At 66.6% G+C, this 11,458-nt stretch carries 7 protein-coding genes and 1 pseudogene; 2 read left to right on the forward strand and 6 right to left on the reverse strand.

Translation table 11 applies throughout. The features are described from left to right. Window positions 1-5 precede the first annotated feature (5 nt). Window positions 6-215: a hypothetical protein gene (locus tag KUM49_RS15775; RefSeq protein WP_217237475.1), complete on the reverse strand. Its 210-nt coding sequence runs from the start codon at window positions 213-215 to the stop codon at window positions 6-8. A gap of 163 nt (window positions 216-378) precedes the next feature. Here KUM49_RS15775 and KUM49_RS15780 point away from each other — a divergent pair, with 163 nt between their 5' ends. Continuing rightward, the gene (locus tag KUM49_RS15780; RefSeq protein ID WP_254401315.1) at window positions 379-1,401 is read left to right on the forward strand and encodes a CehA/McbA family metallohydrolase; all 1,023 of its coding nucleotides are present in this window, start codon (window positions 379-381) and stop codon (window positions 1,399-1,401) included. 9 nt (window positions 1,402-1,410) lie between these two features. On the opposite strand, the gene KUM49_RS15785 is transcribed toward KUM49_RS15780, so the two are convergent. The 4 genes and pseudogenes from KUM49_RS15785 to KUM49_RS15800 form a co-directional block, all read right to left on the reverse strand. Continuing rightward, window positions 1,411-2,219, reverse strand: a protein-coding gene (locus KUM49_RS15785; RefSeq protein WP_374200156.1) for an IS5 family transposase whose coding sequence is annotated in 2 segments (ribosomal slippage) — window positions 1,411-1,871 and window positions 1,871-2,219 — 810 coding nt in all. Because the reading frame shifts where the segments join, the coding sequence is not laid out codon by codon here. A gap of 1,577 nt (window positions 2,220-3,796) precedes the next feature. Beyond that, window positions 3,797-4,469: pseudogene (locus KUM49_RS50695) on the reverse strand (DUF2637 domain-containing protein); the annotation flags it as partial. 158 nt (window positions 4,470-4,627) lie between these two features. Beyond that, complete coding sequence (locus KUM49_RS15795; RefSeq protein ID WP_217237477.1) at window positions 4,628-5,761, reverse strand: ParB/RepB/Spo0J family partition protein; 1,134 nt, start codon at window positions 5,759-5,761, stop codon at window positions 4,628-4,630. Continuing rightward, window positions 5,758-7,023 carry a ParA family protein gene (locus tag KUM49_RS15800; protein ID WP_217237478.1) on the reverse strand — a complete coding sequence of 422 codons (1,266 nt, stop codon included), beginning with the start codon at window positions 7,021-7,023 and terminating at the stop codon, window positions 5,758-5,760. Before KUM49_RS15800 ends, KUM49_RS15795 begins: the two co-directional genes overlap by 4 nt. Window positions 7,024-7,426: 403 nt before the next feature. Between KUM49_RS15800 and KUM49_RS15805 the strand changes: the two genes are divergently transcribed. After that, window positions 7,427-9,457: a hypothetical protein gene (locus KUM49_RS15805; protein ID WP_217237479.1), complete on the forward strand. Its 2,031-nt coding sequence runs from the start codon at window positions 7,427-7,429 to the stop codon at window positions 9,455-9,457. An 800-nt stretch (window positions 9,458-10,257) separates the two neighbouring features. Here the strand turns inward: KUM49_RS15805 and KUM49_RS15810 are convergent. After that, a complete protein-coding gene (locus KUM49_RS15810; RefSeq protein WP_217237480.1) occupies window positions 10,258-10,668 on the reverse strand; it encodes a DUF6188 family protein in 411 nt (136 codons plus the stop codon). Window positions 10,669-11,458: the final 790 nt, after the last annotated feature.

Raw genomic sequence — 11,458 nt, forward strand, 5'->3', positions numbered from 1 at the left:
GCGCATCACTGCCCGCTGGGGGCGACGTCGCGAGCTGCGTACGCGAGGAGTTCCCTGACGGCGGCCTCCTGGGAGGCAGGAGGGCGTTCACGCCACTGGGACAGCGTGTCGCGGACGGTCTGCGCAACGGCCTTCGCGCGCTGCACCAGGTCGCCGTCGAGAGCCGTCACGTCCCCGCTCGCAGTGCGGCCCGTGACGACGATGGGACCTGCCAACGGGTACAGGGGCATGCCACGCCCAGGCGCTCGCCAGAGCCCAGGGGGCCAGGTTCTGAGGTAGGTCGAGCTTTACTGCTCGTTTCAGAATGAGACCTTGATCTCGACTGCTCGGCGGCGTGGAACTCGGTGATGCCACGGAACCGGTTGCTCTGCTTGCGCGTTGGCTCGACAGGTCTATGAGGGGAGAACCTTGTCGAGCTTGAGCTTCCCGCCGGTGCGGGCTGTCGGACGCGGGGCGGCCTGGTATCGCGGTGATTGCCATGTCCACTCCGTGCGCTCGGGCGGCGGAGAACTCACTCCCGAAGAGTTGGCGCTCGGAGCCCGCGCCGCCGGGCTCGACTTCATCGCGACGACAGAGCACAGGTCTGCTGCGGAACCCGGTGTATGGGGACATCTGGCTACCGAGGACTTCTTGATTGTTCTCGGTGAGGAAGTGACCACGAAGACCGGGCACTGGCTCGCGCTCGGCGTCAGCCCCGGCCAGGTCGTCGACTGGAACTACGGGGTCAGAGACGGACTGATCGATCAGTGTCTGGACCAGGTCCATCGAGTGGGAGGCCTGTGCGTGGCGGCGCACCCGCATGTGCCCTATCCATCGGGCGACTTCATGTACTCCTTCCAGGGCTTCGACGTGGTGGAGGTGTGGAACGGGCCATGGACTTCAGACCGGCCCTGGAATGCTGACAACGAGGCTGCCCTGGCCGAATGGGGGCGGAGCCTCGCAGCCGACATCCAGACGGGTTCGTGGCGACCGGCGATGGGCAACAGTGACACCCACTTGGAGGGGCAGATCGGCATCCCTCACACTGTGGTCTTCGCCGAGGAGTTGAGTACGGCGGCGATCCTGGCCGGGATCCGCTCGGGCCGGAGCTGGATCGCCGAGTCGGCGGCCGTGGAGGTGTCGTTCACGGCCAATGTGGAGGGTCGCATCGCCGGAGTGGGAGAACTGCTCGCAACTCATGGTGGGCGGGTCGAAGTGCGCGCAGCGATACAGGGCGTACCGGCGGCGACCGTCAGCTTCCACACCGATCGAGGGAAGGTTCACCGCGCGGCCCTTCCCGGTGACGGAGCAGGTGTGGTGCAGTGGCACACGACGGCGGAGGACTCGGCGTTCGTCCGCATCGAGGTCCGCCATCCCAACGGGCCCGTCGCCGCACTCACCAATCCGGTCATCCTGTTCTGACTGATCGCTTCAACGTGCGGTGCGCAGGCGGCGGAGGCAGATAAGGCTGCAGGCCAGTTCGAGCAGGCCCTGGTGGAGGTCGGCGCGTCGTTCGTAGCGGATCCGGAGTCGTTTGAACTGGTGCAGCCAGGCGAAGGCGCGCTCCACCACCCAACGCACCTTGCCCAGCCCCGAGCCGTGGGCGACGCCGCGTCGGGCGATCAGCGGCTTGATGCCGCGTTTCCACAGCAGGCGGCGGTACTTGTCGAAGTCGTAGCCCCGGTCGGCGTACAGGCGCCGCGGTTTCCGGCGGGGGCGTCCCCGACGTCCCCGGATCGATGGGACCGCGTCCAGCAGCGGCAGGAGCTGGGTGACGTCGTGTCGGTTGCCACCGGTGAGCGTGACGGCGAGCGGGGTTCCGTGGCGGTCGACGATCAGATGATGTTTGGAGCCGGGACGGGCGCGGTCGACGGGCGAGGGGCCGACGTGATCCCTCCTTTGAGCGCCCGGACGTGTGATCCGTCCACGGCGCAGTCGTCGAGGTCCAGGAGGTCGGCACGGCGCAGCTCGGTCAGCAAGGCGGCTTGCAGACGCGGCCACACGCCGGCCTCCGTCCAGTCCCTCAGCCGGCGCCAGGCCGTCACGCCTGAGCAGCCCACAGTCTCCGCGGGGACATCGCGCCAGGCGACACCGGTGCGCAGAACATACATCACGCCGGCGAGCGCCGCTCGGTCGGGGACGCGCAGCCGTCCGGGGAAGCGGTGGCGTCGCGCGGGAGCGGGTGGCAGTAGCGGTGCCACCCGCTCCCACAAAGCGTCAGGAACAAGATCAGCACGCACCCGGACACCCTGCCGACCAAGATCGCCCAGCACAAGTCCTGCGGCTCAATTCATTCTGAAACGATCAGTTAGGCCGTTGCCGTGAATGTGCAGAAGGGCCCGCCGGTTGTACATCCCTTGGTAGACGGCGTCGGATCAGACCTGCACCTGGCTCGCGGATTGCGCATCGGTCGCGGGCAGATCGAGGACGGTGACCGTGGCATCTGGGTCGATGCGCAGTGCTCGCATGGTTCCTCCTCGTCGGCTCGGGGGCTCGAGGGCTCGGCTGCGCACTGCGCAGGCGCGGCGCGCAGGGCTGCGCAATGATCACGAGGTCTGCGCAATGCACGGCTGATCAGGGGTTTCTGATTGCGCAGCCTGCTGGGCGTGAGGTGACATCGGATGCGCAGTCGGTGCGCGGTGGCGGACTTACTGCTGTGCGCTGGCGTGGTGGCGGATGAGGGCATGCCAGCGGCGCTCGAAGTCGACGGCGTTCTCGGTGATGTAGTCGGTGGTGACGGGCTTGTTGTACTGAGCGGTGATGCCGCGGGCTGCGCACTCCTGCGCAACGGCGTCCGGCGCAGGCTGCTCGGTGCGCGTTCGGTACTCGGCCCAGACGTTGTAGACGCGGGAGGGCAGGAAGTAGCGGCGCAGGTTGGCAGGGCTGACGGGTCGACCGCCGCGGCCGTGCATGCCCTTGTCCGCGAGATAGGCGGACAGTTGCTCGGCCGTCGGTTCGTCGCCGTGCTCGGTCTGGTAGTCGGCCCACGCGAGGTAGTAGCGATCGACTGTGGTGAGGGCAGTACGCTCCCCCGCTGGTTCTTCCGGTTCTGGCGGCGGGTCATCGATAGCGGCGTTCACCCGTAGGGTGCGCTTCTCCTTCGCGGGCTGCGCACCCGCGCTGGCGGGCTCCTCCTCGCTCTCCGTCTCCTCCGGGAGCACCTCGTCACCCTGCTCGCCGGGATCCACGGCCGTGTCTTCTGGGGGCGGCTGGGTGCTGCCGGACTCTTGCTCCTGGAAGCTGGTGACGAAGCCTGCCAAGTCGTCGCCCGTTATGGGCTGGCCGCCGCTTCCGGTGATGGCGTCCCGCTCGTACACGTACGCGGCGAGCGCGGCGGCATCGGGGTAAGTGCCGTGCTCGTGCGCGTAGGTGGTCCAGGCGCTGTGGAAGTAGTCGTACCAGGACTGGTCGTCCGGCTCTGCTTCGTCGGAGCCTTCGGGCTCCTGAAGGTGGAGCGCATAGCGCGCCTGCAGCACCTGGAGCAGGGGCTGCACCTGGTCCTCGGAGAGCGGGGCGCCGGCTCCCGTGGAAATACCGTAGGTGTCGCGCAGCCAGAAGGCCCACTGCGTCGGGGTCGGCTCGGCCTGGAACTGGACGAGGAACGCTTGGTAGGCCTCGGCGAACCCTTCGGCGGCTTCCTCGGCCGATTCCTGCGGCTCGCGAGACCGGTCGGGCACCGGAGTTGGGACCGGCACCTGGACCGATTGCGACGCTGCGCTCTCCAGCTCGGGCACTGGCTGCTCGCGCTCTGGGGCGGCCTCGAGCGCGGACTCTGCCGGCCGGGCCGGGGCGGGGTCCCGGTCGACGGTGAACAGGATGGGTGGCTCTTCGATGCCGGCGGCGGCGAGACCGGCGGGCGCGGTCTCGGCAAGCGGGACGCCGTACCGGGCCAGACGCAGCGGCATCAACGCCTCGACGGGAGCCTTGCGACGCCAGGCCCGACCGAAACGGGACCGGAGACTGGCCTGGTAGACCAGGCGCTCCTGCTCCAGCTTGATGACCTGTTCGTAGGAACGGAGCTCCCACAGCTTCATCCGACGCCACAACAGGAATGTGGGAAAAGGGGAAAGCATCCAGCGGGTGAGGCGGACGCCCTCCATGTGCTTGTCGGCCGTGATATCTGCGATCCGGCCGATCGCGTGGCGGGCTGCCTCGACCGAGATGACGAAGAGGACCGGAATGACGGCGTGCATGCCTACGCCCAGCGGGTCCGGCCAGGCGGCCGCGCCGTTGAAGGCGATCGTCGCCGCCGTCAGCAGCCAGGCCGTCTGACGCAGCAGGGGGAACGGGATGCGGGTCCAGGTCAGCAGCAGATCCATGGCCAGCAGGACGCAGATGCCTGCGTCGATGCCAATTGGGAAGACGTAGGAGAAGTTCCCGAAGCCCTTCTGTAGGGCCAGTTCACGGACCGCTGCGTAGGAACCGGCGAAGCCGATGCCCGCGATGACCACCGCACCGGCGACGACCACGCCGATGAGAGTTCGGTGCATCCGGTTCAGCTGAGGTATCTCGCCGCTTCCGGCAGCCACGCTCCTACTCCCCCGCCACATCGTCAACTCTGGACAGACTCACACTTTCACGTGTCTCACGGCACCGCGCCACTTTTGGCGCCTCCTCTTACGGGTCGAAGCGGAGGCGCCCGTCAGGCTCAACTCGCCGACTCAGCGGAGAACGACGCCATGATCTCCGCGTACTTCACGGGGTCGCGCTCTTGGCCAAGTTGGGCGAGCACGCGCAGCAGTTCGAAGAACGCCGGCTCTTCCATCTTGCGCGACAGGTGCATCCCGATGAAGAACGGATCGTCGTAGGGCAGGGAACGGGGCTGCCTGTCCTCGTTGTTCGGCGCTTCCTTGGTCTGGCGAGTTTGAGCGCCGCGCGGTTCAGGGACGCCCTGCTCGGGCTCGGGAACGGGCTTCTTCTGCTCCTCATCGGCGGGTGTGGCCGGGGAGTTGTTGACCGTGCTGCTGGTGATTACGTCGTAATCACCGTCGTCGCCCTCCGACGGACGCGCAGTCGGCTCCTGTACGACCTCGTCCTGTTGTGCAGGCTGAGACCTCGCGGCACGAACCTGGTCTTCCTTCCGCGCCCGTTCCGCCTTCAGGTCCGCCAGAGCTGCCGCCTGCTGATCGGCGGGCTTGTTGCCGACGGCACGCAGCAGATCGATGGACTCCTCACCAATGCGTTCCTGCAGTTCAGGAGTGAGGTTGAGCAGCGCAAGGCGCTGAGACACCCACCCCTGGGAGCGGTGCAGGCGTTTGGCGAGAGCGCGCTGACTGCCGTAGATGGCCAGGAGCCGTTGGAGAGCGCGCGCTTCATCGAGCTCTTCGAGGTCCTGGCGGTGGATGTTAGCGACGAGGGCGGACTCCAGGAGCTCCTCCGACGTGCCGCCTTGTTCGTCACTGACCATGACCTTGAGTGCGGCGAGCCCGGCTTCGCGGGCGGCAGCAAGCCGGCTGCTGCCGTCGATGACCACGTGGGTGGCGTCTGGTTCGAGGTCGGCTTCGCGGTCGGGGTTGGCCTTGATGTAGGCGTCTCGGTTCATGACCGTGATGGCCTGCTTCTGGCCATGTGTCTGGAGGCTGCCTGCAAGGTCGGCGAGGTCGCCGAGGCTGGAGCGGGGGTTGTCGGGGTTGGGGCTGATGCGGTTGAGGGGAAGCTCGGTGGGCGCGGCGACACCGTCGGTGGGGACCCCGGTTGCGGCGGCGACGGCTTGCCGGCGTGCGCTGACTTGGCGCACTCCCCCGCCGAATCGGCCGCTGCCCAGCTGGTCGGCCTTGCTCACAGCACCTCCCTGGCCAGGGCGCGCATGCCGACGGACTGCTGCGATTTTGGCGCGTAGGACAGCAACGGCTTCTTCACGCGGACTGCTTCCTTCTGTTCCTTGAGGTCTCCGATGAGCCCGACGACCCGCGGATCCTTTATGTCGACCCAGCCCTGGAGGGATGACGTGGCGATGTAGCCGCGGCGGGAGTCGTACAGGTTGACGACGATTCCGAGGTAGTCGATGTCGACCTTAAGGTCGTTACGCAGGTCTTCGATCTGCGTGGTGAGGAGTTCGTAGGCGTCTGCGGAGCTGTCCTCGGCCTGGACGACAATGAGGGCGCCGGACTGGCCGGGCTTCTCGTTGTCACGGCGGCGGCCGTAGTAGGCGGCAGCGTCCATGCTCAGGCCGAGGCTCGGGGGGCAGTCGACGATGATTACGTCGTAATCACTCTCGACTGGGGCAAGGGCACGCTCGAGGGCGGACTCGCGGGCGCGGACACCGGACAGGCGCACGTCGAGCAGGAAGGCGTCGTTACAGGCGGGCAGCAAATGCAGTCGGCCGGCGAAGCTGTCGTCGTCGACGGAGACGATGAGGTCCCTGAGGTCGCCCTTGGGCGCGCCGGCCATGTGGTTGGTCAAGCTGTCGCCGTCGAGCGGCAGCGGGCTGGCTCCGAGTTGGTTGGTGAGGTGACTTTGCGGGTCGAAGTCGACGAGCAGTACGCGCTGGCCGGGTCCGGGCAGGTTCTCGATGTCGAGGGCGCCGTCCTCCAGGACCGCTTCGCCCTCTTCTGTCTCACTGGCGCGCAGGGCTTTGGTAAGGGCCTTGGCTACGCGCACGGGGTGCAGGGAGTTGGCGTCTTCCGCGAGTGCCTCGCCCAGGCCGGCGGTGATGGCCGTCTTGCCGACGCCGCCCTTCTGGTTGCAGACGACGATGCGGCGGGTGATGACGGGACGTTGCACGTCGGGAGTGGGATTGGTGTCGAGCCAGAGCTGGACAGCCTGGGCAAGGCCCTGGATGAGGGAGACTCGCCGGTCCGTGGCGATCTGACGGAACTCTTCCCATTGGCCAGAAGGCAGGAAGGTGGAGAAGGAGTCCGCGCCGGCTGTGTCGAGGGTTGGGAGAGTTGAGGCGAGGCTGCACCAGTCACTGATGCCCTGTTCAACTGCGCTTTGGATGTCGATGCCGAGCTGCGCGGCTCTGATCTTGAGGTTCTGCCGGAGCTGTCCCGGCAGTTTGGATACGACCTTCTCGCGGTCGCTCGAGGTGGCTGAGGTAGTCATGGTGGCACCATACTAACGCCGTAGATCATCTACCTCAGTGACACGTTAGTTAGGCCAAGTTGATGCATGGGCTGCCGCCAAACCAGTGATTACGCCGTAATCAACCTGCCGCCGCGCACTCACTCCCCCACTCCGGTGATTACGGCGTAATCAGGCAGCACAGCCATGCGCACCAAACCGCTCCTCCCCTGACCGACGCGCTTACCTCACGGGCAACCACCTGCCTCGCCCCCGGCGCAGGGGACTTCATGGCGCGATCTGAGACGAAGCACCAGTACCCCGTCTCTGGCGACCGTGCCAGATCTGTACACAGCCGAAGCGCCCTGCGGAACCCTGCCCACACGCCTGCGCATCCCAAGGAAGAGCAGACCGATGAGGCGACTCATACAGGGGGACGCGACTCATGACCGGCACCGGACTCTCCATCCAAGAACAGGCACTCTGGGACGCCTTCCCTACGGGACAGATCGTCGATCTGAGCCAGGCCGCCGAGCCCGCCTCTGCCAACCGCCGGCTCGTACGGGCCAGCATCATCTCCCGGCTGCTACTGGGCGACCAGGAGCCGAGGCCAGGATTCGTACCGTCACTTCGTCTGCGCGGCGCCACGGTGACAGGGCTGCTGGACCTGTCAGCATGCGAGGTGCCCTGCAGCCTCTTCCTGCAGGACTGTTCCTTTCAACAGGCCCCGAGGCTTGAAGCGGCTTCCCTGAAGCTCGTCGACTTCAGCGGCTCACGCTTCCCCAGCCTGGAACTGCACGATGCCCGCGTCGACGGAGCTCTCCGTCTTAACGGCTGCCACAGCTTCCGTCACGTGCGGCTCAGCCGCACCACAGTCACCGGCACTGCAGACCTGGCTGGGCTCCACGCCGCCGGAACACCGGCCGTACTGGCCGACAGCCTCACCGTTGACCAAGACCTGATACTCCGGGACGCGGACATCAGCGGCGAAGTCCTCATGTGGAGTGCCCGAATCGGCGGAACCTTCGTGATCGAAGGAACTCGCATCACCAACTCCCCCGGCGTGACGCTCAACGGCGACGGCCTCGTCGTCGGCAACGGCCTCTTCGGCGGAACCCCCGGCGCCAGGACCGGACACCGCTTCACCTCTCAAGGGCAACTCAGGCTGCAAGACGCGAGGATCTCCCGCTGCTGCACGTTCAGCGGAAGCCGACTGCACAATCCCCACGGCACCGCACTCAACGCGGAGCGACTCCACGTCGACGGCCCCCTCGCCCTCGACGCAGGCTTCACCGCCGAAGGAACCGTCCAACTGACCGGCGCACACGTTCAAGGCTCGCTCCTCCTCCGGGAAGCCACCCTGAACACGGCCGGCCAACCCGCCTTGAACGCCTCACTTGCCCGGATCTCAGGAGACCTGAACGCCAGCTCTGGCGTCTCCATCCGGGGCGAAACCCTGCTGGAGGAAGCACACATCGACGGCTCAGCCGACTTCACCCAGGCCGTGCTGTACAACCCAGCAGGCGCAAGCCTCTCCGCCCGACGCCTGCATGTACGCGGACGCCTCTACGGCGGAAGCCTGTCCTCCACGGGTCACATCGTCCTCACCGACGCCCAGATCGGCGCCAGCCTCGAACTCCCGAACGCACAGCTGGCACATCCCGGCGCCGACACCTTGACCGCCTGGGGCATGACCGTCGGCGGCACCGTCGACTGCTGCGACGGCTTCGTCTCCCAGGGCCGCATGTCCTTCACCAACAGCGCCATCACCAGCACGCTCTGCCTCACCAGCGCAACCATCACAGAACGCCTGAGCTTCAAGAGCCTGCGAGCCGGCTCAATGAAGACCGACGCCGCCACTACCTTGCGCAGCGCAGTCGACCTCCGGCACGCCCACATCGACGTCCTGGCAGATGCCCCAGCCAGCTGGCCCGACGAGACAAGCCTGGATGGCCTCACCTACACCTACTTGGAGACGGCACCCCTCGACGAACGTCTCGCCTGGCTCGGCCGGCCGGACAGCGAATACCTGCCTCAGCCTTACGAACAGCTCGCCGCCTTTTACACCCGCCAGGGCCGCGACGCCGAAGCCCGCGAAGTTCTCCTCGCCCGATGCCGACGCCATCGCTCAAGCCAGCCACCGGGCCTACGCATATGGGGCTACCTTCAGGACTGGGCCGTCGGATACGGCTACCGCCCCATCAGAGCCGCGGCATGGCTGATGATCCTGCTCACCTCCGCAACCCTCGCATTCATGGCCCAACATCCTGCCGCCGCACGACCTGCCGAAGCCCCACCCTTCAACGCAGTCCTCTACGCCCTCGATCTACTGCTGCCAGTCGTGGACTTCGGACAGCAGAATGCCTTCCACGCGGCAGGCTGGCAGCAGTGGCTGGCCGCGGCGCTCATCGCAGCAGGCTGGATCCTGGCCACGACCATCGCGGCAGGCATCACCCGCACCCTTTCCCGTAGGTAGCCAACGGCTGGGCGAGTGAAGCCTGCGCCTGGGTGATTACGGCGTAATCACCAGCAGCGGTGAGAAGGGAAGGAAGCAGCTGCCGTCCATGAGTGCGGCAGAAGCTGCCGTGGCCGCGAGCCCGTCCTCACGTGCCTCAGTCGGCTTCGTTGTGAGCCGGTCTGCTCTTCAGCTCACGTACAAATGCGTCCACGAACGGCATGCTGCTCCGCCAGCAGAACCGCCTCCGGAACGCGGCGCACTGGCAGGTTCGGGCCCGCACGATCGGTCAAGGAGGCCGATGGGGCCGCCCGCGTGCCACTCGGAGGAGCCCGGACTCGGCGACGCGGGACGCTGCGGCACGCCGCCGGCCTCACACGCCCACGTCCTGCAACCGGCTGGGGGAGCGGAGTTGCGAGCCCTCGGCTTGCGTGATTACGGCGTAATCACCACGCAGCCCTGAGAAGGAAAGGGTCAACTACCGCCTACGAGCTGGGCAGCAGCTGCGACCGTCGCGACGCGTCCTCACTGGTGACAGACGGACGCCTTGCGAGGCCTGCCCTCCTCAGCTCACGACGACCGCTTCAACCTAAAGCCCGAGGCTGAGAACTGCGTTGAGGTCTCGCAGTGGGGGAGTACCGCCTCGATCTGGTCCAGCCAGAACGACACGTCATCGTCGTCACCCAAGGCGGCACGATGCCCGAGAAGCCGACGCGCAACGCCCGTCCCGTGTTACCCGTAGATGAGGCAGTGCCGCTGAACTGGCGCACAGCTGAGGCGGCGGAGCCGTGTATGTCGAGGCCAGGCACGGGCCACGTTCCTTAGCCGGACCAGATGGCTAGCTCGCCTCCAGGGAGCGCCACGAAGCGCCATCCCGTTGTGCCAGTCACCTGCCACGCTTCGAAGGAAAGATCGGACGAGCAGGTCAGGAGGTGGCCTGTGTCGAAAACGAGGCGCAGACTACCGGACTTGAACGCCACCGCCGACAGGACATTCGCTCCGAAGAGAGCGAGAGCCGCTGCCACGTCCTGCGACTCCGGCTTCAGAAGCTCGGATGGGCTGGTACGAGCTGTCCCGTGCGAGAGGATGATGGGTGCTTCCAATGTGACTTCCCAGTCTGAGTCGAGGACTAGCACGAGCCGGAAGTCCACACTGATTCTGGTGACTCGCATGCCGCGCAGGTTCAGGATCCACCGGTCCTCGTGTTCGACAGGACCCTCTTTAGTGCTCACTACTGCACCTTGGCCGATTCGGCAGTCGAGAGCCATGGCATTTCTTCCCCTGCTCGGGGCGGGAAGCGAGCTGTGCCAGCGCGTTCATCCGCGCGAACAGGTTCGCGGAGACGGAAGCCCGAACGGCTTGGTTCGTTGGGAAAGCTACTCGACCGAGTGAGACGGGACCTTCCTGTAGGTGGCCACCGGCTGGGGGATGAAGCTGAGCATGAGTGATTACGACGTAATCACCCAAGCGGCCGTGAGTAGGGAAGGGGCGGCTGGCGTCTACGAGTGCAGGGCAGCTTCGAGCGCCGCCAGAACATCCTCACTCATGCGGACGCACCGTGAGGCGGTCTATCTTCCTCAGCTCATGCACGGCCGCTTCCACGCATGTCCCGAGGCTGAGGAATGCGTGAGGGTCTTTCAGTGGGGGAGTACGCCTCGATCTGGTCCAGCCAAAGCGTCGCGTCATCGTCGCCATCGAGGGCACCACGGTGCTCGAGAAGCCGCCGTGCAACCAGGGTCACCGGCGCACGCCGACAGCAGGCCCACCTCTTCTGTCAGGGGCTCGGCCGCTGGCCGGGCCGCGGCACGCCGCTCCGCCAGCAGAACCGCCTCAGGGCCGCAGTGCACTGGCAGGTTCGGGTCCGCAGGACTGGTCAGGACTGCGGCACGCAGCCGGCCTCATACGCAGACGTCCGGCAGGTAGACCGGCTGGGGGAGTGGAGTCGCTAGCCCTCGGCTTGGGTGATTACGGCGTAATCACCCAAGCCGCCCTGAGAAGGAAAGGGTCAGCTACCCCCCCCCC

Origin of the sequence: Streptomyces sp. AC555_RSS877 (assembly GCF_019049245.1) — a bacterium.
Classification (GTDB): Bacteria; Actinomycetota; Actinomycetes; order Streptomycetales; family Streptomycetaceae; genus Streptomyces.

Bases quoted from the DNA above. Each gene is read 5' to 3' on its own strand.
- KUM49_RS15800 (WP_217237478.1), bottom strand. From the start codon at position 7,023: ATGACTACCTCAGCCACCTCGAGCGACCGCGAGAAGGTCGTATCCAAA.
- KUM49_RS15805 (WP_217237479.1), top strand. From the start codon at position 7,427: ATGACCGGCACCGGACTCTCCATCCAAGAACAGGCACTCTGGGACGCC.